Raw genomic sequence first — 25,313 nt, 5'->3', positions numbered from 1 at the left:
CGGCTCGCCTGCGGGTCCAGCCGCACACCCGCACCGCGGAGGCGAGTGAGGTCCGGGAGGGTGCGCCGGTACGCCGGGTCTTGCCAGTGCCGGGGCGGCGCGAGCCCTTTCGCCGACTCCGGAACTGTTGAGAGGGCAGCGGTACGGCGTTGAACCCCGGGCAGCAGCGTCTGGCGGATCACCGTCATGCGGCAGCACGAAGCGGCAGGACCGACGGATCCGGCCGATCACCGGCACCCGGGGGAGGGCGAGCCGGATTACCGGCACCCGGGCGAGGGCGAGCCGGATCACCGGAACGGGCCGGGGCGAGCCGGATCACCGGCACCGGGCCGGGGTCAACTGCACCACCGGCACTCGGGCCTACCCGCGCCGCGCCCGCGTCGAGGCCCACGCTCGTCGCCGTAGTCCGCCCGGCACAGGATCAGGAGGCCTGCCGTGCCTGCGGAGCCGCCGTGGAGAGCACGGCCACGGCGTGCGCGGCCGAGGCGAGGGTGGTGTGGCGGTGCCAGCCGCCGTAGGAGCGGCCGACGTAGTCGCGGATGCCCACCCGACACGTCACCTCGTCGAAGTCGCGGTCGACCCGTCGCGCGGCGTCGGCGAAGCGCAGCACCGAGGCGGCCGGATGGGGCAGGTCGGTCAGCCACATCTCGGCCGGGCCGCGCCGGCCCGGAGCGTTCACCCCGACCAGTGACAGCGGCGCCCCGCCCGGGCCCGCCCCCGGCGCCCGCACCCCGACCGCCGCGACCAGCGCGGTCCTGCGGACCGCGGGCAGCGAACGTGAGACGGTCTTCAGGCGGGCCATGGGCCGGAACAGGGCCCGCGCCGCCTGCATGATCTCCGGAGCGGTCAGCAGGTGCGCGCCGTGCCCGGTCAGCGCGGGATCGTGCACCGTCAACGGCAGGTCGCCGTGGACCCGCACCACGGCCGGGAAGCCCATGGCGCGCAGCCCGCGCACCGTGGCGACGGGGTCGGCCTCCTCGATGTCGACGACGACCGGCTGCGCCGGCAGCTCCCAGGCGGCCAGGCTCTCCCGGCAGGCCGTCAGCACGCAGTCGCCCAGCGTCTCGGGCCCCACCTCGCACGGGATGGAGGCCTGATTGCGGCGCAGCCCGTCCTTGATCCAGGTCTGCGGCAGGTACAGCCGCCAGTTGAACGGGGCCGTGATGGTGTCGCCGACGCCCCACACCCCCACGGCACGCTGGGCGTTGAGCGCCTGTCCCTCGTCGACCGAGAAGTACCGGCTGACTCCCACCGAGTGACGCCCCACCTTCGGAATCGTCATCAGGCGCGCGACGTAGGCCTGCGGCGGCGCGAGGCGGGTCAGGTACCCGGCCAGGGACCGGCGCACCGGAATCCAGTCCCAGGTGGAGCTGCAGATGAAGTGATGCAGGCTCTGGCCGGTGCTGCTGCCCTTCAGCGCCGCCATGTTCCGTATCGACTTCCGGCCGCGGGTGGAGAGCAGTCCGTGGATGTACTCCATGCCGCGCCGCCGCTGGTCGCAGCGGCGCAGTGTCGCGAACAGCTCCGTGCCCAGGTCGTCGAGCGCATCCCCGAGCACGGCGTCGGGCCGAATGAGAGCAGTACTCATATCACTCCTCGGTCGATTCCTTTCACGCCGTGCGGACCGCTCAATTCACGCCGTGCGGTCGGTTCGATTCACGCCGTGCGGTCGGCTCCACATTAGGAATCGGAGGCAGCCGTATTGAATGACAAGGGCCTAGCAAGGTTCAGCGGTTGGGGCGCCCTCGGTACATGACTGCTTCGAGCCCGAGCGCCCTGGGAACGGTTGACCGGGACACCCTTGAACAGCACAGTCTGCTGCGGGACTTGAATCACGCAGCGGAGACGGGTGAAAATGGGACGCTCAAAGAAGGTCATCCTCGCGGAACCGCGCAGTTTCTGCGCCGGTGTACGCCGGGCCATTTCGATTATCGAGCTGGCGTTGGAACGCCATGGAACTCCGCTTTATGTGCGCAAGGAAATCGTGCACAACCACTACGTGGTGCGGCAGCTGGAACAGCGCGGCGTGCGGTTCGTGGACTCCGAGGAGGAGGTGCCCGAGGGGGCGGTGTGCGTGTTCTCCGCGCACGGCGTCTCGCCCCAGGTGCGGCGCAACGCGCAGGCCCGCCGGCTGGACGTCATCGACGCCACCTGCCCGCTGGTGTCCAAGGTGCACCAGGAGGCCAAGCGGTTCTCCCGGGAGGGGCGCACGCTGCTGCTGGTGGGCCACGCCGGGCACGAGGAGGTCGAGGGGACCTACGGGCACGCGCCCGACCGCACGGTGATCGTGGAGACCGTGGAGGACGCCGAGCGGCTGGACCTGCCGGCCGACACCCCGGTGGCCTTCCTCACCCAGACGACGCTGTCGGTGGACGAGACGCGCGACATCATCGAGGTGCTGCGCCGCCGCTTCACCGATCTGCGCGGCCCCGCGACCGACGACATCTGTTTTGCGAGCCAGAACAGGCAGGACGCCGTCAAACAGGTCGTGCCGCGCTCGGACCTGATGCTCGTGGTGGGCTCCCGGAATTCCAGCAATTCACTTCGGATGGTCGAGGTGGCGCGGCGGCTTGGCGTTCCCGCCTATCTTGTCCCGGACGTCACGGAATTCGATGAGAGCTGGCTCGACGGAGTGTCGGTGGTGGGCCTGAGCGCAGGTGCCAGTGCCCCGGAGATTCTCGTCGACCAGGTTCTGGGAAGGCTCGCGGATTTCGGTTACCGCGACATCGAGATCGAACAGGTGGCGCAGGAGGACGTGGTCTTTCATCCGCCGACGCACCTCATCGAGACGGCGAAGGCCGGCTGACCGGCCGGACAGGAGAGGGAGCAACAGATGACGACCGCGGTGACAGACCGGCTCACCGTGCGCGACACCCGTGCCGAGGTGCTGCGCAGGGCCGAGCGACGTCTCGGCGAGCTCCTCGCCGACGAACGCGCCCGCTGGAGCGGTGTCGACGAACGGGGCGCGGTGCCCGTGGACACCGTGACCTCCCTGGTCGACGCGGGCGGCAAGCGGCTGCGCCCCGCCTTCTGCGTGACGGGGTACCTGGCCGCGGGAGGCGACCCCGACGACCCGGCGGTGGCGGACGCCGCCTCCGCCATCGAACTGATCCACACCGGTGCGCTGCTGCACGACGACGTACTCGACGCGTCCGACACCCGCCGCGGGGCCCCCGCGGCGCACATCCGGCACGCCACGGTCCACGCGGAGCGCGGCTGGCGGGGCGAGTCGCGCCGCTACGGCGAGGGCGTGGCCCTGATCTCCGGTGTGCTGGCCATGCTCTACGCCGACCGCCTCACCCGCGACCTGCCGCCGAGCGCCCGTGACGTGTGGGGCGAGATGGTCACCGAGATCCAGATCGGCCAGCATCTGGACGTGGCCGTGGCCGCGGAGGGGGTGATCGCGCCGGAGTTGTCGCGGTGGATCGCGATCTGCAAGTCCGGCCGCTACAGCATCACGCGTCCCCTGCTGCTGGGCGCCGCGCTCGCCGGACGGCCCGACCTGACGGCCGCGTTCGAGGAGTACGGCGAGTGCCTCGGACTCGCCTTCCAGCTGCGCGACGACCTCATCGGCGCGTTCGGCGACAGCACGGTGGCCGGCAAGCCGGTCGGACTGGACCTGGAGCAGCACAAAATGACGCTGCTCCTCGCCGAGGCGGCGGAGCGCGACCAGCAGGTGCGCCTGCTCGTCAACCGCCCCGAATGGGACACCGCGGCGCTGCTCGACCTGCTCGGCGAGAGCAGGACCCGGATCGAGGAGCGCATCGACGCGCTCGTGGAACGCGCCGGCGCGGCCCTCGACCAGGCCGCGATCGACCCGGTGTGGCGGGAGGAACTGAGCGAGATGGCCCTCGAAGTCGCCTACCGGGACCGGTGATCGCATGTCGTTGCTGCAGACCGTGCACGGCCCGGAGCGCCTCCGGGAACTGAGCGCGGAGGAACTGCGCGCACTCGCCGCGGAGATCCGGGACTTCCTCGTCGACCGGGTCTGTGCGACCGGCGGCCACCTCGGCCCCAACCTGGGGGTGGTGGAACTAAGCCTCGCCCTGCACCGGGTCTTCGACTCGCCCCGCGACCGGCTGCTGTGGGACACCGGTCACCAGTCGTACGTGCACAAGATCGTCACCGGCCGGGCGGCGGGGTTCGACCGGCTGCGCCGGCAGGGCGGTCTGTCCGGCTACCCGAACCCGGCGGAGTCCGAGCACGACCTGGTGGCGAACTCCCACGCGTCCACGGCGCTGTCGTACGCCGACGGCCTGGCGCGCGCCGACGCCCAGCAAGGGCGCACCGACCGGGCCGTGGTCGCCGTCATCGGCGACGGGGCGATGACCGGCGGCATGGCGTGGGAGGCCCTGAACAACATCGCGGGCGGACCGGACCGGCCGCTGGTCGTCGTGCTCAACGACAACCAGCGCTCCTACGCCCTCACCCAGGGCGGCTTCGCCGAGCACCTGGCACAGCTGCGTGCCGGACGGCGGGGCGTCCCCGGCCTGTTCGAACAGTTGGGCCTGGCCTACCTCGGCCCGGTCGACGGGCACGACGTGCCGGTGCTGGAGGAGACGCTGCGCCGCGCACGGGACCTGCGCAGGCCCGTCGTCGTGCACGTGGTCACCGAGAAGGGCCGCGGGTACACGGTGACGGAGCGGAACGAACTGGACCGGGGCCACGCCGTCAAGCCGATGGACCCCCAAACGGGCCGGCCGCTGAAGGGTTCCGCCGGGCCGTCGTTCACCTCCGTCTTCGGACGCGAGCTCGTCCGCATCGCCGAGCGCCGGCCGGACGTCGTGGCGATCACGGCGGCCATGCTGGAGCCGACGGGGCTGCTGCCGATGCGGCAGCGCTTCCCGAACCGGGTCGTCGACGTCGGCATCGCGGAGCAGCACGCGGTCACCATGGCCGCGGGCATGTCCCTGGGCGGTGTCCACCCGGTCGTCGCCATCTACTCCACCTTCCTCAACCGCGCCTTCGACCAGCTGCTGATGGACGTGGCGCTGCACCGCAGGGCCGTGACGTTCGTCCTCGACCGGTCCGGTGTCACCGGCGACGACGGTCCCAGCCACAACGGGATGTGGGACCTGTCGGTGCTCCAGGTGGTGCCGGGGCTGCGGATCGCCGCCCCGCGGGACGGTGCCCGCCTCGCCGAGCTGCTCGCGGAGGCAGTCGAGTGGGAGGAGGGGCCGACCCTGGTCCGCTTCCCCAAGGGCCCCACGGGCGACGACATCCCCGCCAGGACGACGTTCGCCGGCACCGATGTCCTGCACCGCGCGGGACCGCTCGACGTGCTGATCGTCTCGGTCGGAGCGCTGGCCCCGGTGGCGCTGCAGGTGGCCGAGGTGCTGTGGGCGCAGGGCATCGGCGCGACGGTCGTCGACCCGCGCTGGGTGACGCCGGTCAACCCGACGCTCGCCGACATGGCGCGCAGGCACCGCCTCGCCATCACCGTCGAGGACAACTCCCGCATCGGCGGCGTGGGTTCGGCCGTCGCCCAGTTCCTGCGCGACGCGGGGGTGCGCACCCCGATGCGGGAGTTCGGCATCCCCCGGAGTTTCCTCGAGCACGGCAGCCGTGCCGAGGTGCTCGCCGGCTGCGGACTGACCGCGCAGGACATCGCCAGGGCGGTGGTGGAGGAGATCAGCGGTCCGGTGGAGGGCCGCGTCACCACCGGAAGTGCCGACTTCCAGCGGGAGATGGCCCGCCTCATCGACCAGGAACGCGGAGGAGAGACACGATGACGACGGTCGGTCTCGGAATGCCGTCGGTCAGGACGGAGGCGGCTCTGCCGCCGCTGGCCCGGCGGCGCAAGTCCCGCCGGATCATGGTGGGTTCGGTGCCGGTCGGCGGCGACGCACCGGTGTCGGTGCAGTCGATGACGACGACCGTGACCGCGGACGTGAACGCCACGTTGCAGCAGATCGCCGAACTGACGGCGGCGGGCTGCCAGATCGTCCGGGTCGCGGTCCCCTCCGCCGACGACGTGGCCGCGCTGCCCGCCATCGCCAGGAAGTCGCCGATCCCGGTGATCGCCGACATCCACTTCCAGCCCAAGTACGTGTTCGCGGCCATCGACGCCGGATGTGCCGCCGTACGCGTCAACCCGGGGAACATCAAGAAGTTCGACGACAGGGTCGGTGAGATCGCCAAGGAGGCGGCGAACGCCGGCATCCCGATCCGCATCGGCGTCAACGCCGGCTCGCTGGACCGCCGGCTGCTGGAGAAGTACGGCAGGGCCACCCCGGAGGCGCTGGTGGAGTCGGCGCTGTGGGAGTGCTCTCTCTTCGAGGAGCACGGCTTCCGCGACATCAAGATCTCGGTCAAGCACAACGACCCCGTGGTCATGATCGCCGCGTACCGGCTGCTCGCCCAGCGCTGCGACTACCCCCTGCACCTCGGGGTCACCGAGGCGGGCCCGGCGTTCCAGGGCACGATCAAGTCCGCGGTGGCGTTCGGAGCGCTGCTGTCCGAGGGGATCGGCGACACCATCCGGGTCTCGCTGTCGGCGCCGCCGGTGGAGGAGGTCAAGGTCGGCACGCAGATCCTGGAGGCGCTGGCCCTGCGCGAGCGGGGTCTGGACATCGTCTCCTGCCCTTCCTGCGGGCGGGCCCAGGTGGACGTGCACACCCTGGCGGAGAAGGTCTCGGCGGCGCTGGAGGGGTTCCCCGCGGCGCTCCGGGTGGCCGTCATGGGCTGTGTCGTGAACGGGCCGGGCGAGGCCAGGGAGGCCGATCTGGGCGTGGCGTCCGGCAACGGCAAGGGGCAGATCTTCGTGAAGGGGAAGGTGATCAAGACCGTTCCGGAGTCGCAGATCGTCGAGACGCTGGTGGAGGAGGCCGTGCGGATCGCCGAGGAGCGCGGCGCGCCGGTCGACGGGGCGGGGCCGGTGATCGTCACCCCGTCCTGACCTGACGTCCCTTTCGTGCCGAGGACGGTCCGCGGGTCGCCCGCGGACCGTCCTCGCGTGCCGGGGAGTTGACATTCTTCGTGCTCTTTGAGGAAGGTTTTGCGCCAACCAGCCGTGCCCCGCTCGCGACTGCGACGCCGCGCCACCGGCTCGGGCGACGGTCCGGCGGAGGGGAACGCACAAGTGATACAGGGGTGTTGAGCGGCACGAAAAGCGGGTTGAGTCGTTCCGCGGGTGGCGATGGCCGGAGATGCCCGGCTGGAATCAATTCGCTCAAGCGCGCGACTAACTTACCGTGGCACTGTCCGGAACAGGATGGAAACGGGGGTGACTGCACGTGGTGTGCGGCAGGTGTCGCGCGCGGCCACGGACGGGAGGTCCTGCGCCCGGCAGGCCGAGGCGGAGCGTTCGGCTCCCCGGCCTGCGCGCGATTCTCGTCCCGCCGTCCCGAGACGGCGACGTTCCTCCGGCTTCTCCGAGGTGCTGGCGCGCCGGGTCACTGTAGGCGCGGCGAGGAACACCTCGGCTCGTCCTGCGTACGAGCTTGCCGGAAATCAGCGGGATCGATCCATCACGTGTGTCCGTTGATCCATAGGGGCTGCCCATGTACCCGATCAGTCCGAGCACCACCACTGACGACCTCGGCGCCGGCGGACCGGGTCTGCTCACCGTCGCCAACCGCTCCCTCGTGGGGCGGCAGGAGGAGCGGGCCGAACTGCGCGGACTCCTCGGCAATCCGGCCGTCCGCGTCGTCACCGTCACCGGCCCCGCCGGAGTCGGCAAGAGCCGGTTCGCCGCGGCCGCGTACGCCGACGTCGCCCAGTCCTTCGAGGACGGCGGCTGGGCCGTCGACCTGAACGACGTCCACCCCGGCCAGGACCCCGAGACGCTCCTCGCGGAGACGCTCGGCCTGGAGACCGTCACCGGCCGGCCCGTGCACCCGCTGCTGCGCGCCTACCTCCGGCCCCGCCGCTCCCTGCTCCTGCTGGACGGCTGCGACCGGATGCGCGCCGCGCTCGTACCGGCCGTAACCCGGCTGGTCAACGACTGCCCCCGGCTCACCGTCCTGATGACCGGAAACGAACGGCTCGGCATCTACGGCGAGGTATTGCTGCGCCTGCGCCCGCTGGAGCTGCCCCCGGCCGACCGGGAGCCGGACCTGGACGAGCTGCGGGAGATCCCCTCGGTCAAACTGTTCGTGGAACGCACCGTCGTGAGCCGCCCCCACTTCGCGCTCACCGAGCACAACCGCGACGCGGTGGTCCGGCTCTGCCGCCGTACCGACGGCCTGCCGATGGCCATCGAGTTCGCCGCGTCCCGCATGAAGATGCTCTCCCCGCAGCGCCTCCTGGACGAACTCGACCACAGCCTCGACGCCCTGTCCGGGACCGAGTTCGACACCCTGTCCCGGCACCGCAGCATGGGCGCCGCCATCGCCCGCCAGCTCGACACGCTGGACAAGGACGAGCGGGCCCTGCTCAGACGGCTCGCGGTGTTCCACCGGGCGTTCGACCTGCCCACCGCCCAGGCGCTGTGGCCGGGCGACGTCGCCGAACTGCAGCGCCTGCTGGAGACGTTCGTCGACAAGAGCCTGCTGCACACCGAGGAGTGCTCCGACGGCGAACTCATCATCTCCATGCTCGGCCTCACCCGGCAGTTCCTGCTGGAGGAGGCGCAGACGCTGGGGGAGGACCGGGAGCTGTCCGCGGCGCACGCCGCGTTCTGCGTCGACCTCACCGAGAGCGCCGAGAGCGGACTGCGCGGCCCCGACCAGAGCCGGTGGCTGCTCGTGATCGACTACTGGCGGCAGGACCTCGCCGGCGCGCTGGACTTCCTCGAGCGCACCGGCGACACCGCGAACCTGGTCGCGATCGCCGTGCACCTGCGCGAGTACTGGCAGGCCCGCGGGGAGATCAGGGAGGGCATCGCCCGGCTGCGGGCCGGACTCGACGACGCCGGCGGCCTCACCCTGGCCCAGCAGGCCACGGGACGCCTGGCGCTCGCCGAACTCCTGCTGGCCGCCGGCGAGATGACGGCCGCCGAGGACTGCCTCGGCAAGGCCCGAGCCGCCTACGAGGAACTCGGCGACGCCGCCGGAGTCGCCGCCTGCATGCGCGGCGCCGGGCTCGTCGCACTGCGGCGCGGGGACCTGGCCGAGGCCGACCGCCGTGTCGAGGACTGCGTGGCCGCCGCCGACGACGGGGCGGAGCACGCCGAGGTGCTGCGCGTCCTCGCGGAGGTCCGCCGCGCCGAGGGCGACGCGGCCTGCGCGCGCAGACTCGCCGAGGAGGCGCTGGAGTTCTTCGAGCGGCAGCGGGACGTCCGCAACATCGCGCTCACCCGTCTCGTCCTGGGCGACGTGGCGTTCGCGCTGGGCGACCAGGACGGCGCGGTCGATCTGTACCGCTCCGCCCTGCGGGACTTCGCCGAGCTGGGGCACCTGGCGCTGTGCGCGCTCGGCCTGGAGAAGTTCACGCTCCTGCTCACCCGCAGCCGGGGCCAGTCGATGGAGACCTGGCGCCGCGCGGCACGGGCCCTGGGAGCGGCGGCGGGCATCCGGGCCGCCACCGGCTGTGTCGCGCCCGCCCCCGTGCGCATGGAGGTAGACGCGGTCACCGCCCTCACCCGGGTACGCCTGGGCGAGGAGGAGGCCGCCGAGCTCGCCGCCGAGGGCCGGCAGTCGCCGCCGAAGACCGCGGTCGCCGCCGTACTCACCCCTGCCGAGAGCGCCGAGCCGGACCGCGCACCGGACGGCGCCCCCAACCCGCTCACCCCGCGGGAGCGAGAGGTGGCCGAACTGGTGGCCAACGGCCTCACCAACCGGGAGATCGCCCGCCGTCTCGGCATCGCCGAGTGGACGGCCGTGAACCACGTACGCAAGATCATGCGCAAACTGGCCTGCACCTCGCGGGTCCAGGTCGCCAGCTGGATGTCCAAGCAGGACTCCGCCCGCCGGAGCCGGCCGACGGCCTTGCGGCCCTCCGGCGCGCGCGCCTCCCGGGCCTGAAGGGGCCGCGGACAGGCGTCGAAGACGGGGCCCGGCAGGCGGAGCGGCGGTGGTGCCGCCGCTCGCCGTACCGGGCCCCGCGCGCTCACAACCAGTGGTGCGCCACGTTGAACAGCAGCACACCGGCGACGGTCGTCCGGAAGACCACCACGCCGCGGGAGCGCGCCAGCAGCGCGTGGCCGTCGCGCAGGAAGGAGACGTACTGGCGCAGCCGCAGCGCCATCAGCGGCACGGTCGCCACCACGAACCAGCCGGGAATCCACCCCGCGGCGTACGGCCCGAGGATCACCAGGAGGTTCGCCGCCGTCAGCGCCCCCAGGAACACCTGGTTGCCGCGCTTCGACGTCATCACCGCGACGGTGCGCCGGCCCACCGCCGCGTCCCCGGCGATGTCCTGGGTGTTGGAGTAGCCGGATATCAGCAGCTGCCCGAACCCGAACAGCAGCGCCTCCACCAGCACCAGCGCGGGAAGGTCACCGGCGGTGAGGGAGTAGGGAGACAGCACGAACGCCGTGGCCGAGAAGAGCAGCAGCAGCTCACCGAGCCCGACGTAGCTGAGCTTCAGGCCCCACGAGTACTGCGGGCTGAAGACGAACAGCAGCGTGGTGACCACGACACCCCACACGGGCGCGTGCGGTGCCGCGAGCACCGCCACCAGCCACCACAGCGCCCCCCACCCCAGGGCCACGTACCCGAACCGCTGCGCCTGGTGCACGGTGAGCTCGCCGGTGAGCAGCGGCTTGCGCTTGAGGGGCCGCAGCTCGGTGTTGCCGTCGGAGAGGTAGTTCGCCGTGTCGCTGCCGTCCTTGACGCCGGTCACGTCGTCCAGCGTCATGACCGCGGACAGCACGCCCACCTTTCCCACGGCGAACACCAGCAGCGTCAGGAGCACCTGCCCGTCCAGGCGGGCGCCCGGCTCCATCGCCGTCCACACGATGAGCAGCGCGAGGAGGAAGTCGAGGACGAACTGGAACTTGACCAGCCTGGCGTACCTGCCGAGTCGCTGCAGAACGCCTGCGTCGGGGGCCACTTGCATACCCGCAGCCGCCATGGAGTGAGTCCTTACTGTCGGGCCGGGGACGCCTCCTCAGAGCGTCACCGCGGCGGTGTTGAGGCAGGCGAGCAGTGAACGTGCCTGCACGTTGACGTACCGGCTGTGCCGCACCAGCGCGTTGAGCTGCCCGGGTGTCATCCAGCAGAACCCCGCAGGCGGCTCGGTGGGTGCCTGCGACTCGTCCGCCTCGACGAACAGGTAACGGCTCTGCGCGTGATAGAAGCGGCCGCCCTCCTCGGAGTGCACCGCCTCGTAGCGGATCTGCCTCTCGTCGGCGCCGAGCACCAGGTCGAGGAAGCGCGGGCGCTGATCGGGGCGGAAGTGGCGGTAGTTGTCCGGCACGCACTGCACCGTCGGCGCCAGCTCCAGCGTCTCCAGGAGGCCACCCTCCGGCAGGGCCCGTACGAGCAGGTGGGGGACACCGCCGAAGCGACGGGTCACGAACGCCGTGACCCCGAGACCGAGCGGTTCGATCAAGGGCTGGGTCCACTGCGCGACCTCCCGGCCGGCGGCCTCCACCGCGACCGCCATCACGCGGAAGAAGCCCTCCGGCTCGTGGTCGATGGACCAGTCGCCGCGCACCCAGTTCGTCACCTCGGCCAGCGGCACCGACCGCACCCGGCGGTCGTGGCGGGCGCGCTCGGCCGTGATCCAGGACAGCAGCCCCAGGTCGGAGTGGAGCGCTCCCGTCTCGGCCGGCTGCACCGGGGCGCAGGCGAGGACCGTACGCGCGTCCATGTTCACCACGTTGTCGAGGCGCAGCAGTTCCCCGATCTGCCCGAGGGTCAGCCAGCAGAAACCGTCCTCGAGCGGGACCTCGCCGTCCGCCTCCACGACCATGTTCCGGTTGGCCTTGCGCAGGAACCACGAGCCGTGCTCCGACTGGAGCACATCGGCGATCACCCGCTCCGGCGGTACGTTCAGGAAGTACTCCAGGTACTTCACGTCCGCGCCCCGGTGCACCTTCGTGTAGTTGCTGCGGGTCGCCTGCACGGTCGGCGACAGCTGCACCAGGTTGGGGTTGCCCGGCTCCATCTTCGCCTGCATCAGGAAGTGCAGGACGCCGTCGAACTCCTTGGCGAGGATGCCCAGGATGCCGACCTCCGGCTGGTTGATGATCGGCTGGCGCCACTCCGGGACCGGGTTCTCGGGATGGGTGACGTGGATGCCCTCCACCGTGAAGAACCGGCCGCTGCGGTGCACGAGGTTCCCGGTCCCCGGCGCGAAGGACCAGTTGTCGAGGCCGGCGAACGGGATGCGCTCCACCCGGTACCGGTGGGTGCGCGTGCGCTCCGCCAGCCACGGCACGAAGTCCTCGGTGCGCGGACCGCGGCCGTGCGCGGCGAGCACCGAGCGGATGAGGCGGTCCGGTCCGGCCGCCTGCTCGTCACGGCTGCGCAGGGCCGGTGCCGACGCGCTCATCGGTCCGCCTCCGGAGTGGCGGCGCGCTTGAGGTCCTTCCACCAGCCGGGGTGGTCCCGGTACCAGTCGACGGTCTCGCGCAGACCGCGCTCGAACGGCACCGCCGGCTCGAAGCCCAGCTCCTCGCGGATCTTCGTACCGTCGAGGGAGTAGCGGTCGTCGTGGCCCGGCCGGTCGGCCACCCGGCGGATGGCGGACGCGTCGGCGCCGCACAGCTCCAGCAACTGGTGGGTGAGCTCCAGATTGGTCCGCTCGACACCCCCTCCCACGTTGTAGATCTCCCCGGCCCGGCCCTTGGCGCGCACCATCTCCACGGCGCGGCAGTGGTCTTCGACGTGGATCCACTCGCGGACGTTGTGCCCGTCCCCGTACAGCGGCACCGGCTCGCCCTCCAGGAGGTTGGTGACGAAGAGCGGGATGAGCTTCTCGGGGTGCTGGTAGGGGCCGTAGTTGTTGGAACAGCGAGTGATCGACACGTCCAGCCCGTGGGTGCGCCAGTAGGAGCGGACCACGAGGTCGGAGGCGGCCTTGGACGCCGCGTACGGCGAGTTGGGCGCCAGCGGCCAGGTCTCGGTCCACGACCCGGACGCGATCGACCCGTAGACCTCGTCGGTGGAGACGTGCACGATCCGCTCCACGCCGGCGAGGCGCGCGCAGTCGAGCAGCACCTGGGTGCCCAGGACGTTGGTGCGGACGAAGTCGGCGGCGGCCGCCACGGAGCGGTCGACGTGCGACTCGGCCGCGAAGTGCACGATCGCGTCGTGGCCGGGCAGCAGCTCCCGCAGCAGTCCGGCGTCGCAGATGTCACCCCGGACGAAGTCCAGACGCTCCGCGCCGGCCGGCAGGTTGGCGAGGTTGCCGCTGTAGGTCAGCTTGTCGACGACGGTGACCCGGGCGCCGACGGCCTGCGGATAACGGTCGTCGAGCACGGCGCGCACATAGTGCGAGCCGATGAAGCCGGCGCCGCCCGTGACCAGGATTCTCATGATGCGACCTCCACTCGGGAGTCGTCCCCGACGATCAGCCGGTGCCGGCGGGTGGCCGTCACCGAGGCGGTCCTGCCGATGAGCGAGCCGCTCAGCCCGCGCAGGTCCGACAGCGAGGACCCGTCCTGCACGATCGAGTCCTCGATGAGCGTGCGCCGTACCACGCAGCCGGCGCCGATGGCGGTGTAGCGCCCGAGGTGGCTGTCCTCCACCACGCTCCCGGGGCCGATGTACGCCGGTCCCTCGATGCGGGAGCGCACCACGCGCGCACCGGGGGAGAGCACCACCGGACCGTTCAGTACGCTGGCGTCGTCCACCTCGCCGTGCCGCTGGGGGCGCACCTCGTCCAGCAGCCGGCGATTGGATGCGAGGACGGCGTCGACGCTCCCGGTGTCCGCCCAGAACCCGAAGTACTCGCTCGCCTTCACCCGGGCTCCGTGCTCCACGAGCCACTGGATCGCGTCGGTGATCTCCAGCTCCCCGCGGGCACTCGGCCGGATGCTGTCGACCGCCCGGTGAATGGCCGGAGTGAAGAAGTAGACGCCGATCAGAGCGAGTTCGCTGCGCGGTACGGCCGGCTTCTCGGCCAGCCGGGTCACCGTGGCCGACTCGTCGATCTCGGCAACTCCGAAAGCCCGCGGGTCGGCGACTTTCTGGACGACGATCTGGGCGTCCGGCCGCTGCGCGGTAAAAGTCCGCGCGATTTCTGTGATTCCCTCCGACAGGATGTTGTCGCCGAGGTACATCAGAAAATCGTCGGCCCCCAGGAATTCCCGGGCGATCAGCACGCAGTGGGCCAGGCCGAGGGGTTGTGCCTGGTGGATGTAGGTGATGCGGGCGCCGAACCGGGACCCGTCGCCCATCGCCTCGCGGATCTTCTCCGACCGGTCGCCGACGATCACGCCGATATCGGTGATGCCCGCAGCCAGGATGTTGTCGATGACATGTTCCAGGACCGCCTTTCCGGCGACCGGAATCAGCTGTTTCGGCGTGGAATAGGTGAAGGGCCGAAGCCGGGTTCCCATCCCGCCGGACAGTACGAGAGCCTTCACTTTGTCCTTCCGGATCGTTTCTTCGGCCAATGGGTGATGTCCGTAGGAATTTCCGGGAGTGCGTGAAGTGAGGCTAACGGCGCCGCTGTGGACGCCCGTCGATATGTTTTTGGACTCTGTCATGTCCTGCTGGGCATGACGCACGCTGCCCTATTCGCTCATGCGGGAAGGCCGATCCGGCCGGCGCCACCGGGCAGGGGAGGCGGGCGCCGAACAGGTGCACGGGCGGGGCACCGTGGTCGGCCGGCGCCGTGCGGGATCAGGCGCGTGCCCCGGCCGCACGGCCCGGGGGTCACACCTGCTCGCCGGCCGGCATCTCTTGTGCCGCCTCCTCGGGGCTCAGCGTCCCGCCCCGTTCGTAGGCGGCGGTGAACCGCTCCTCGCCCAGCCGCTCACGGGCGCCCGCCGCGATCCGGTCCACGTCGTCGCGCTCGCCCTCGGGCAGGGGAGTGCCCACGCGTGCCCGGGCCGCGGCGGCCGCGCCGAGCAGGCACGCCGCCCGCTCGGCATGGCCCGCCAGGAGCTGCGCCCCGGCCAGACCCTCCAGACCCAGGGCGACCGCGCGGGGATCACCCGACTCCTGCGCCACCTTCAGGCCGTCCCGCTGCAACTCCAGGGCGGTCCGCCAGTCGCCGCGCGACTCCGCGACGAACCCGAGCTCGGCGAGGATCAGGGAGGGCACCCCGGGCTGGTAGCCCATGCGCCGGTGTACGTCGAGCACGTTGCGCAGGTGACGCTCGGCGGTGTCCAGGTCGCCCTCCCGCCGGGCCCCCATGGCCAGTCCCATCTCCGCGAACTGCTCGCCGAAGTCGTCCGACTGCTCCACGGCGAGCCGCCGGGCCCGCTCGTGGTACTCCCGGGCCATCGCCCAGTCCCGGGTGAGCAGGGAGATCCGCCCCAGCCCCGAGAGGTGGAACGACACCTCGGGCCACAGCTCCAGGTCCTCCGCCATGCGCAGTCCGTCGCGCAGCAGCCGCCCGGCCTGCGGGTAGTCCCCGACCACCTCGGCCAGCGTCTGCAGCGGCACCATGGCCCGCAACTGCCCCCACCGGTCGCCCAGTTCGCGGAAGATCTCCAGGCTCTGCTCGCCGTACCTGCGCAGTGCGCCGAACTCGCCGCGCAGCTTGGCGATGAACGCCCGGCTGCTCAGCGCCGCCGCCGTGCCCCAGCGGTCCTCCAGCGACCGGAACGTCATCAGCGCCCGCTCGACCAGCTCCTCGCTGGGGCCCAGGTCCCCGACGCCGTACAGGTTGGAGCCCAGGAACCACTGGGCGTGCGCCTCGCCGCCGGGGTCGTCCAGCTCCTCGTAGGGGAGCAGCGCGGCGCGGTACTCGGCGAGCGGGTCCTTGCCGCCGCCGAGGAGCAGCCTGGTCCCGCCCAGCCAGGCCGTCGCCTCGGCGACGGCCGGAGTGACCGGCGTCCGCGGCACCAGGGCGAGCGCCGCGGTCAGGGAACGTTCCGCCTCGCGGTTGCGGCCGCGCAGGTGCCAGTACCACGCCAGGGAGTTGACCAGCCGCAGGGCCCGCTCGCCGTCCCCGCTGTGCACGGCGCTCTCCAGCGCGGTGCGCAGGTTCGCCGTCTCGCTGTCGAGCCGGCGCAGCCACTCCCGCTGCCCGTGGCCGCGCAGGTGCGGCCTGGCCCGCTCGGCAAACGCGGTGTAGTACGCGCGGTGGCGCAGCCGCAGGGCCTCCAGCTCACCGCTCATCCGCACCTGCTCCAGGCAGTACGCGGTGACCGACTCCAGCAGCCGGTAGCGCGGCCCGTCGACGCCGTCGCTCATGACCACCAGGGAGCAGTCCACCAGCCGGGCCAGCAGGTCCAGCACCTCCGTGTGGTCCACGCCCGCGCCCGCGCACAGTTCCTCCGCCGCCGCCAGCGAACAGCCGTCCGCGTGCACGGCCAGGCGGTGCAGCACCGCCCGCTCCCGAGGGCTCAGCAGGCCGCAGCTCCACTCGATGACCGCCCGCAGCGTGCGATGGCGCGCCGGGGCGTCGCGGGTCCCGGCGGCCAGCAGCGTGAACCGGTCGTCGAGCCGGGCGGCCAGCTCCTGCACCCCCAGGGCGCGCACCCGGGTGGCCGCCATCTCCAGTGCCAGCGGAATGCCGTCGAGGCGGCGGCAGACGGAGACCACGGGGGCGATGGTCTCCTCGCTCAGCCGGAAGCGGGGGGCGGCCGCGGCGGCCCGCGCCGCGAACAGTTCGACGGCGCTGAACCGCAGCACGTCCTCGGTGCTCAGACCCGCGGCGGACTGCGGCAGGTCCAGCGGAGGCACCTCCACGAGCTGCTCGCCGCCCACGCTGAGCGAGGTCTGGCTGGTGGTCATGATGTGCAGCCGCGGCGCCGCTCTGAGCAGCCGTGCCGTCAACTCGGCCACCGGCTCCACGACATGCTCGCAGTTGTCGAGGACCAGCAGGGCCGGCGCGTCGCCGAGGGCGTGCGCCACCCGCGCGGTGGAGGAGAGCGGGTCACCGTCGGGGGAGGGGGAGGAGGTGATGTCGTCGCGCACGCCGAGCACCGCCTCGACCACCTCGTGCACCTCCGTGGCCGACGTTGCGGAAGGGTCGAGGGAGGCGAACTCGGCCAGCCAGACACCGCCGGGGAACTCCGGGCCGACCGCGGCCGCCGTCGCCAGGGCGAGCTGGGTCTTGCCCACGCCGCCCGAGCCGGTGAGGGTCACCAGCCGGTGCCGGCCGACGAGTGCGCGCAGCCGCTCGATCAGCTCGTCCCTGCCGATCAGGTCGACCGGCGTGGCGGGCAGGTTCGTCGGCGGCCGGGCCGCGGTGGTGCTCGGCGAGGGCGCGGCCGCCAGGGCCGGGCTCTGGGTGAGGATCGCCTGGTGCAGCGCGGCCAGTTCGGGGGAGGGATCCACGCCCAGCTCCTCGGCGAGCCGCTCGCGCAGTTCCGCGTAGCTGGTGAGGGCGGCGCTCTGCCGGCCGGCCAGATACAGGGCGCGAATATGGGCCGTACGCAGCCGCTCGCGCAGCGGGTGCGACCCCACCAGGTCCGCCAACTCGTCGGCCACCAGGGCGTGTTCACCGAGCTCCAGCCGGGCCTCGGCCTGCTCCTCCAGCGCCGTCAGCCGCTGCTCCTCCAGTCGGTCGGCGGCGGCACGGGCGAACTCCTCGTCGACGAAGTCGGCGAACGCCGGCCCCCGCCACAAGGCCAGCGCCTCGGTCAGCAGGTTCGTGCGGGTGCGGGGGTCGGTGCCGTGGCGGGCGCGGGCGGTCAGGTCGAGGAAGCGGTCGGCGTCGACGGAGCCGGGCGGGACCGCCAACTCGTAGCCGGGCGGGCGGGAGGCCACCAGGTCCCGGCCGCCGGGCGCGGCGTCCTCCAGGGCCCGGCGCAGCTGCCACACCTTGTTCTGCAGCACACCGGCGGGGTTGCTCGGCAGTTGCTCGCCCCACAGGTCGTCGATCAGCCGGTCCACGGACACGGGCCGGCCACGGTGGATCAACAGCGCGGTGAGCAGAGCACGCACCTTCAGCTCCGGCACCCGCACCGGCCGTCCCTCGTCCGTCCACACCGCCAGCGGGCCGAGCACCCCGAAACGCATGTGATCACGCTAGCCGAACCGGGCGGCCGACGACAGGACGATACGGCGCGAAGACGGCCGGGAGCGATTGCGAGCGACCGGGTGGGGGGGCGTCGGCCGGCAGTGGGAGAGGCCCGAGCGTGCCGACCGAGAGGCTCCGGCCGGAGAGCACCAAGAGCACCAAGAGCACCAAGAGCGCCGAGAGCGCCGAGAGCGCCGAGAGCGCCGAGAGCGCCAAGAGCACCGAGAGAGGCCGAGAGCGGACCGGGAGCGGGCCGGGAGCGGCGCCGGGCACCGTGGGAGCCGAGGACCCGAGCCCACGGAGGGGAACCATGCCTGAGCCGAAACTGCGGGTGTCCGTCATCATCGGCAGCATCCGCAACGGCCGATTCGGGCCCACGGCGGCCCGCTGGATCGCGGACGAGGCGGCCAAGCGCGAGGATCTCGCCGTCGACGTGATCGACCTGGCGAAAGTGTGGCTGCCCGACGTGCTGCCGGCGGACGAGCACGCGGAGCGGCCGGCCGCCGTCCAGGACCTGGCGCCGTGGCTGGCCCGCGCCGACGCGTTCATCATCGTCACCCCGGAGTACAACCACAGCTTCCCCGCCTCGCTCAAGAACGCCATCGACTGGTACGTCGACGAGTGGAAGGCCAAACCGGTCGCCTTCGTCTCCTACGGCGGCATCGCCGGCGGTCTGCGCGCCGTCGCCCATCTGCGCGAGATCCTGCCCGGTCTGCACGCCGTGACGGTCCGTGACTCCGTCGCCTTCCCCGAGTACTGGAACCGCTTCGACGAGCAGGGCCGGCTGGTGAACGCCACGGAGTGCGAGGCCGCCGCCAAGACGATGCTCGACCAGCTGACCTGGTGGGGGCGCACCCTGCGCGACGCACGGGCCGTACGGCCCTACCCCGGCTGACGCTCCCCGCACCGTTCCCCGTGGTCCGCACCACACCGTCCCCGATCCTGGAAGGACACCCATGTCATCTCATGTCTCCCCGGCGACGCCGGTGAAGGCAGGGACCCGTGAGTGGCTCGGTCTCGCCGTGCTCGCCCTGCCCACGCTGCTGCTGGCGCTCGATCAGAGCGTGCTGTTCCTCGCGCTGCCGCACCTGGCGGAGTCCCTGAACCCCACGGGCACCCAGACGCTGTGGATCATGGACATCTACGGCTTCATGATCGCCGGTTTCCTGGTCACCATGGGAACGCTCGGCGACCGGATCGGCCGGCGCAGGCTGCTGCTGATCGGCGCCACCTTCGTCGGCGCCACCTCACTGCTGGCGGCCTACTCCACCAGCGCCGAGATGCTGATCGCCACCCGGGCGCTGCTCGGTGTCGCCGCGGCCACGCTGATGCCCTCCACGCTCGCCCTCATCAGCAACATGTTCCAGGACCCGGGGCAGCGCGGCCGGGCCATCGCGGTGTGGGCCAGCTGCTTCATGGCGGGCACCGCGCTCGGCCCCATGATCGGCGGCGTGATGCTCGACTACTTCTGGTGGGGTTCGGTCTTCCTGCTCGGCGTCCCGGTCATGGTCATCCTGCTGATCGCCGGTCCCGTCCTGCTCCCCGAGTACCGTGACCCCGACGGCGGCCGGCTCGACCTGTTCAGCGTCGCCCTCTCGCTGGGCACCATCCTGCCGGTCATCTTCGGTCTCAAGGAGATCGCCCGCTACGGCTGGCAGCCGCTGTCCCTGCTGGTGATCGCGGCCGGCCTGGCCGTCGGCGTGGTCTTCGTCCGCCGCCAGACCCGGCTGACGCACCCGCTGCTCGACCTGCGCCTGTTCCGCTCCGGCGCCTTCACCTCGGCGCTGCTCGTGCTGATGCTGGCGATGGCCACCATGGGCGGCAGCTACCTGTTCATCACCGGCTTCCTGCAGATGGTCGAGGGCCTGTCGCCCACCGCCGCCGGCCTGTGGATGGTGCCCTCGGCGCTCGCCTCGATCGTGGCGGCGATGATCGCCCCCAGCCTGACCAAGCGGCTGCCCATGGGCCTGGTGATCGGCGGCGGTCTCGTCCTGACGACCGTCGGCTACCTCCTGGTCGCCTTCGTCGACCCGGTGGGCGGACTGCCGCTGCTGATCACCGGCTTCGTGATCGCCTTCTTCGGCACGGGACCGATCGGCGCCCTGGGCACCAACCTCGTGGTCAGCTCCGCCCCGCCGGAGAAGGGCGGTTCCGCCGCCTCCCTGTCCGAGACGAGCGGCGAGTTCGGCGTCTCGCTCGGCGTCGCGGCGTTCGGCAGCCTGGGCACCGCGCTCTACCGCGGCGACATCACCGTCCCGCAGGGCGTGCCGGCCGAGCAGGCCCAGGCGGTGCGCGGCGGCATGGAGGGCGCGATCGTCGCCGCCCAGGAGCTGCCCTCGGACCTGCGTGACCAGGTGCTGGCCGCGGCGCGCGAGGCGTACACCGGCGGCATGAACGTCGTCGCCGTCGTCTGCGCCTCGCTCATCGCCGTCACCGCGGTGCTGGCGGTGACGCTGCTGCGCAAGGTGGGCGGCGCTCCCTCGGCCGAGGACGACGCGGCCGCCGCCCGGCAGGAGTCCGTCCCTGCCGGTTCCTGACCGCCGAACGTCCCGGCGCGGGCCCTTCGCCACCCCGGCGAAGGGCCCGCGCCGTTTCTCCGCGCCGGGCCGCCGACGTCAGCTTGTCCGCCGACGGTCAGGCCGCTGACCTGACACATGAGATGGCCCGCTCATGGACCCCCCTCCCGGCCGTCGACAGCATGGAGCCGTGCGCTCGCGTCCCTGGCGCGTCAAACCGCCCCCCTCGACACGCAAAGGAATCCGTCCATGGTCCCATGCCGAATCTGCGGTGGCCCGGTCGATGAGTTCTTCGACTTCGGCCGGCAGCCCGTCTCCGATTCCTTCGTGACGCCGGAGACGGCGGGCAGCGAGTTCTACTTCCGGCTGGCCGCGGGTGTCTGCACCGAGTGCACCATGGTGCAGCTCATCGAAGAGGTGCCCCGCGAGAAGATGTTCCACGAGGACTACCCGTACCGCTCGGCGGGCTCGGCCGTCATGCGCGAGCACTTCGAGAAGTACGCGCACCGGCTGCTGGAGGGCGAACTCGCCGTCGACGACCCCTTCGTGGTGGAGATCGGCTCCAACGACGGGACCATGCTGAGGACGATCGGCCGGGCCGGCGTGCGCCACCTCGGCGTCGACCCCTCCGCGCAGGTCGCGGAGTTCGCCAAGGCCGCGGGCGTGCGGGTGCGCACGGACTTCTTCCAGGACTCCAGCGCACGCGACATCGCCGCGGCCGACGGACCCGCCGACGTGATCTTCTCCGCGAACACCGTCAGCCACATCGCCTACATCGACTCGGTGTTCCGGGGCGTGGACGCGCTGCTCGGCCCCGACGGCGTCTTCGTCATCGAGGACCGCTACCTGGGCTCGATCATCGAGCAGAACGCCTTCGACCAGATCTACGACGAGCACTTCTACCTCTTCTCGGTCGGCTCCGTGCAGGCCATGGCCCGGCGCTTCGGCCTCGAACTGGCCGACGTGGAGCCGCTGTCCGTGCACGGCGGGTCCATGCGGTACACCGTCGCCCGGCCCGGGCGGCGCACCGTCTCCGCGGCCGTCACCGAACACGTCGAGCGTGAGCGCGAGGCGGGCCTGGGCCGGCCCGAGACCTACCACCGCTTCGCCCAGCACGTGAGGAAGAGCTGCCGCGACCTGGTGCGGCTCCTCACCGACCTGCGCGAACAGGGCCACTCGGTGGTCGGCTACGGCGCCACCGCCAAGAGCGCCACCGTCCTCAACTACTGCGGCATCGGCCCCGACCTGGTCCCGTTCATCTGCGACAACACCCCCGCCAAGCAGGGCCGGCTCGCCCCGGGCACGCACATCCCCATCCGGCCGTCCGAGCAGTTCTCCCAGCCCTACCCCGACTACGCCCTGCTCTTCGCCTGGAACCACGCCGAGGAAATCCTCGCGAAGGAGCGTGAGTTCCGGGCCGCGGGCGGCAAGTGGATCCTCTACGTGCCCGACGTCCACATCGTCTGATCTCCCCGCCAGGGACCACACAACGGGCCGGGAAGGCCCCCGATCTCAACCGGAAGGTGTCATGAACAAGTACGCCGGCAAGAAGGCCGTGGTCACCGGCGGTACGCACGGCATCGGCATGGCCGTGGTGAAGAAGCTCCTCGACGGCGGAGCGGAGGTGCTGCTCACCGGTCTCAACGAGAAGAACATCGAGGCCGCCCGCGCCGAACTCGGCCCGCGCGCCCACGTGTTGCGCTCCGACGCGGCGAACATGTCCGACATCGACGCCCTCGGCACGGCGGTCAAGGAGACGCTGGGCGAGGTCGACTTCGTCTTCGTCAACGTCGGGTACCTGAAGTTCGGTTCCCTCAGCCAGGTCACCGAGGAAACCTACGACCGCATGTTCGACACCAACACCAAGGGCGCCTTCTTCACCGCGCAGCGGCTCGCGCCCCTGGTCAAGAACGGCGGCTCGTTCGTCTTCACCACCGCCGTCGCCGTCGGCATGGGCTTCGTCGCCACCAGCGTCGGCACCGGCATGAAGTCCGCCATCCGCGCCTTCTCCAAGGTCTTCGCCTCCGAGCTGCTGCCCCGCGGCATCCGCGTCAACACGGTCAGCCCCGGCTTCACCGACACCCCCACGATGGGCATCGCCGAGATCTCCGACGAACTGCGCGCCGCCAACATCAAGGAGGGCGTCGAGCTGACCCCCATGCGCCGCTTCGGCACCGCCGAGGAGGTCGCCGACGCGGTGCTCTTCCTCGCCTTCGACGCCACCTTCACCACCGGCGTCGACCTGCCCGTCGACGGCGGTCTCGGCCAGGGCCTGGAGTGGCCGCACGACGAGATCGTCGAACACTGACCCGGTCGGACCAGCAGACGGAGGTGGAGCGATGACCAGTCGCACACAACGCACCAGGACCGCGGTGATCGGCGGTGGCATGGCCGGCTGCGCCGCCGCCCGCCAGCTGCTGCGCGGCGGCCGCGAGGTGGTCGTCTTCGAGGCGGCGGACGGACTCGGCGGCCGGGCCCGCTCCTGGCACCGCCCGGAGATCGAGCCCGACGTCGGCATCAACCTGATGTACGTCAGCTTCTACAAGCTGATGACCCAGCTCATCAAGGAGTACGGGCTGGAGGACGAGCTGATCCGGATCTCCAGCAACGTCTGGATCTCCGACCACGGCAAGGCCGTGCCGCTCTCCTCCGACTCCCCGCTCAGCCTGCTCCGCTACCGGCACGTCAAGCTGCGCGACCGGGTCGCCTTCCTGCTGACCACCCTCGCCCAGGTCGCCCGCAAGAAGCAGCTCGACCTGTTCGACCCGGTCAAGTCGGCCCCGTTCGACGACGGGCAGAGCGCCGCCGACTGGGGCTACCGGAAGGTCTCCAAGCGCGGCTTCGACTTCCTGCTGCGCCCCCAGATCGAGGGCTTCTGGAACTTCGCCTGCGAGGAGATCTCCGCCGTCCACGCCCGAGCCCTGCTCGCCTGGATGGGCGGCTCCGGCTTCTACGTGCTGCGCAACGGCATGGAGATCCTCGCCGAGAAGAACGCCGAGGGAGCCGAGCTGCGACTGTCGCACGAGGTCACCGGCATCCAGCAGGACGGCACCGGCATCGTCGTCGGCGCCGTCGGCCCGGACGGCACCCCGGTCACCGAGACCTTCGACGAGGTCGTCGTGGCCACGCCCGCGCCGATCGCGGCCAAGCTCGTCGCCGCGCTGCCCGCGCAGGCCGTGGACGAGGAGACCCGCCGGTTCCTGGAGACGCAGAAGTACGAACCGGCCCTGTCCGTCTCGTTCCTGGTCGACAAGGGCACCCTGCCCGCCGAGGCGCACATCGTGGCCGGCGGCCCCGAGGACCCGCCCCTGCGCAACATGATCACCTACCCGCGCACGGTGCGGGACGAGCGGGGACGGCCCGTCGACAAGCTCCTGGTGTTCACCTACCCCGGCCGCGCCAACACCCGCCGCCTGCTCGGCCGTCCCGCCGAGGAGCAGTTCGCCGAGGTGAGCACGATGCTGACGTCGCTGTGGCCGGAGTTCCCGGTGGAGAGCGCCGAGCCGTTCCAGATCGCGGAGCGGCCCTACGGGTTCCCCATCCCCGCGCCGGGCCGCTACCGCCGCTCCGTGGCGGTGCTGAAGAAGCAGCGGCCCCCGGTCGTCTTCGCCGGCGACTACTTCAACTCCCCCACGACGGAAGCGGCGATGCTCTCGGGAGTCCGAGCCGCCGCGGCACTCACGAAGGCAGGTTGAGACAGCCCATGAAGGTCCTGTTCATCCCCGGAAACAGCCCCTACCCGATCTTCTCCCACACCCCGCTCGCCACGGCCGTGCGCAATGCCGGACACCAGGTGTTCATGGGCGGCATCGACTGGGTGCTGCCCAACATCGCCAGCGTCGGCCTGCCCGCCGTGAAGATCTCCCCGGTGTCGATGGAGGAGGTCAGCGCCTTCATGGGCGCCATGCCGGAAGACCCGGCCGAGCAGCTCAAGGCGGTGGGCCGGGTCTACGCCGAGATCGCCGTGGACAGCCTGGACCGCCTGCTCGACCTGGCCGACCACTGGCGCCCCGACCTCGTCGTCGGCGGCGGCATGTTCTACACCGCCCCGCTGCTCGCCGACCACCTGGGCATCCCCAGCGTGCGCCTGGAGTGGGACCGCATCGACTCCCGTGCCTACGACCCGGGCGCCGAGCCCGTGCTCGCCCCGGTCCTCGCCGAACTGGGCCTGCAGAAGCTGCCCGACCCCGACCTGTGGCTCGACGTCTGTCCGCCCAGCCTGCGGCCCGACGACGCGGTCCCCGCCAAGCTCATGCGCTGGGTCCCGGGCAACCCCCAGAAGCCGCTGGAGCCGTGGATGTACACCAAGGGCGACCGCCCCCGCGTCTACATCACCGCCGGGACCCGGCTGTTCAGCGGCGAAGGGCTGCGCGACATGGCGCGCAGCGTCGGCAAGCTCGGCGCCGAGGTCGTGGTCGGCGCCCCCGAGGTCGTCGCCGCGGAACTGCGCGACGAGGTGCCCGAGGCGCGCGTCGGCTGGGTGCCGCTCGACGTACTGGCCCCCACCTGCGACGTCATCATCCACCACGGGGGCGGCGGCACCGACATGACCGCCCTGCACGCCGGCGTCCCGCAGCTGATCGCCCACCCCGAGTACCCCACCACCGCCACCCGCCGCATCGTCGAGTACGGTGCCGCCACCCTGGTCGAGTCGGGCGGCTACGAGGAGATCAACGCGGCCTGCGAGCTGCTGCTGAAGGATCCCTCGTACCGTGAGCGGGCGCGGGAGGTGTCCCGGGAGATGGCCCAGCTGCCCCCCGCCCACGAGATCGTCCGGGACCTGGAGCGCCTGGTGGCCGACCGGACCTGAACCGGCCGGCCGGC

The 25,313-nt window shown here is 71.7% G+C and carries 17 protein-coding genes; 11 read left to right on the top strand and 6 right to left on the bottom strand.

Annotated elements, in window-relative coordinates; translation table 11 throughout:
• Positions 1-421: 421 nt before the first annotated feature.
• Positions 422-1,588: an IS701 family transposase gene (locus tag ACIGAN_RS03975; protein ID WP_399854700.1), complete on the bottom strand. Its 1,167-nt coding sequence runs from the start codon at positions 1,586-1,588 to the stop codon at positions 422-424.
• A 267-nt stretch (positions 1,589-1,855) separates the two neighbouring features.
• On the opposite strand from ACIGAN_RS03975, the gene ispH reads away from it, so the two are divergent.
• The 5 genes from ispH (at position 1,856) to ACIGAN_RS03950 (ending at position 9,905) form a co-directional block, all read left to right on the top strand.
• Positions 1,856-2,806, top strand: a complete 951-nt coding sequence (gene ispH / locus ACIGAN_RS03970; RefSeq protein ID WP_399854699.1) for a 4-hydroxy-3-methylbut-2-enyl diphosphate reductase — start codon at positions 1,856-1,858, stop codon at positions 2,804-2,806.
• Between the two features lie 27 nt (positions 2,807-2,833).
• On the top strand, positions 2,834-3,877 hold the full coding sequence (locus ACIGAN_RS03965; protein WP_365098464.1) for a polyprenyl synthetase family protein: 1,044 nt from the start codon (positions 2,834-2,836) through the stop codon (positions 3,875-3,877).
• 4 nt (positions 3,878-3,881) lie between these two features.
• Positions 3,882-5,732, top strand: a complete 1,851-nt coding sequence (locus ACIGAN_RS03960) for a 1-deoxy-D-xylulose-5-phosphate synthase (protein ID WP_399854698.1) — start codon at positions 3,882-3,884, stop codon at positions 5,730-5,732.
• Positions 5,729-6,898 (top strand): flavodoxin-dependent (E)-4-hydroxy-3-methylbut-2-enyl-diphosphate synthase, encoded by a 1,170-nt coding sequence (gene ispG / locus ACIGAN_RS03955; RefSeq protein ID WP_399854697.1) that lies wholly within the window; start codon positions 5,729-5,731, stop codon positions 6,896-6,898. The genes ACIGAN_RS03960 and ispG overlap by 4 nt, the downstream gene beginning before the upstream one ends.
• Before the next feature lie 604 nt (positions 6,899-7,502).
• Positions 7,503-9,905, top strand: a complete 2,403-nt coding sequence (locus ACIGAN_RS03950; RefSeq protein WP_399854696.1) for an ATP-binding protein — start codon at positions 7,503-7,505, stop codon at positions 9,903-9,905.
• Positions 9,906-9,990: 85 nt separating this feature from the next.
• On the opposite strand, the gene ACIGAN_RS03945 is transcribed toward ACIGAN_RS03950, so the two are convergent.
• The 5 genes from ACIGAN_RS03945 to ACIGAN_RS03925 form a co-directional block, all read right to left on the bottom strand.
• Positions 9,991-10,956, bottom strand: coding sequence for a UbiA family prenyltransferase (locus ACIGAN_RS03945; RefSeq protein ID WP_399854695.1), 966 nt, complete (start codon positions 10,954-10,956; stop codon positions 9,991-9,993).
• Positions 10,957-10,992: 36 nt separating this feature from the next.
• Complete coding sequence (locus ACIGAN_RS03940; RefSeq protein ID WP_365098474.1) at positions 10,993-12,381, bottom strand: NDP-hexose 2,3-dehydratase family protein; 1,389 nt, start codon at positions 12,379-12,381, stop codon at positions 10,993-10,995.
• Complete coding sequence (rfbB, locus tag ACIGAN_RS03935; protein ID WP_399854694.1) at positions 12,378-13,367, bottom strand: dTDP-glucose 4,6-dehydratase; 990 nt, start codon at positions 13,365-13,367, stop codon at positions 12,378-12,380. The genes ACIGAN_RS03940 and rfbB overlap by 4 nt, the downstream gene beginning before the upstream one ends.
• Entirely contained in the window at positions 13,364-14,419 is a 1,056-nt protein-coding gene (locus tag ACIGAN_RS03930; protein ID WP_365740594.1) for a glucose-1-phosphate thymidylyltransferase, read from the bottom strand. Before ACIGAN_RS03930 ends, rfbB begins: the two co-directional genes overlap by 4 nt.
• A gap of 292 nt (positions 14,420-14,711) precedes the next feature.
• Positions 14,712-17,972 (bottom strand): BTAD domain-containing putative transcriptional regulator, encoded by a 3,261-nt coding sequence (locus ACIGAN_RS03925; protein ID WP_399854693.1) that lies wholly within the window; start codon positions 17,970-17,972, stop codon positions 14,712-14,714.
• 311 nt (positions 17,973-18,283) lie between these two features.
• Between ACIGAN_RS03925 and ACIGAN_RS03920 the strand changes: the two genes are divergently transcribed.
• From ACIGAN_RS03920 to ACIGAN_RS03895, 6 genes are all read left to right on the top strand, one after another.
• Positions 18,284-18,868 (top strand): NADPH-dependent FMN reductase, encoded by a 585-nt coding sequence (locus ACIGAN_RS03920; protein ID WP_351367774.1) that lies wholly within the window; start codon positions 18,284-18,286, stop codon positions 18,866-18,868.
• A gap of 61 nt (positions 18,869-18,929) precedes the next feature.
• Entirely contained in the window at positions 18,930-20,510 is a 1,581-nt protein-coding gene (locus ACIGAN_RS03915) for an MFS transporter (protein ID WP_365098480.1), read from the top strand.
• A gap of 228 nt (positions 20,511-20,738) precedes the next feature.
• Complete coding sequence (locus ACIGAN_RS03910) at positions 20,739-21,956, top strand: methyltransferase domain-containing protein (protein WP_399854691.1); 1,218 nt, start codon at positions 20,739-20,741, stop codon at positions 21,954-21,956.
• A 61-nt stretch (positions 21,957-22,017) separates the two neighbouring features.
• A complete protein-coding gene (locus tag ACIGAN_RS03905) occupies positions 22,018-22,797 on the top strand; it encodes an SDR family oxidoreductase (RefSeq protein ID WP_399854690.1) in 780 nt (259 codons plus the stop codon).
• A gap of 31 nt (positions 22,798-22,828) precedes the next feature.
• A complete protein-coding gene (locus tag ACIGAN_RS03900) occupies positions 22,829-24,184 on the top strand; it encodes an FAD-dependent oxidoreductase (protein ID WP_399854689.1) in 1,356 nt (451 codons plus the stop codon).
• Positions 24,181-25,299: a nucleotide disphospho-sugar-binding domain-containing protein gene (locus ACIGAN_RS03895; RefSeq protein WP_399854688.1), complete on the top strand. Its 1,119-nt coding sequence runs from the start codon at positions 24,181-24,183 to the stop codon at positions 25,297-25,299. The genes ACIGAN_RS03900 and ACIGAN_RS03895 overlap by 4 nt, the downstream gene beginning before the upstream one ends.
• Positions 25,300-25,313: the final 14 nt, after the last annotated feature.

Origin of the sequence: Streptomyces sp. NPDC085931, assembly GCF_044540565.1 — a bacterium.
Lineage (GTDB): Bacteria > Actinomycetota > Actinomycetes > Streptomycetales > Streptomycetaceae > Streptomyces.
This window is presented reverse-complemented; position numbering and strand designations above follow the sequence as displayed.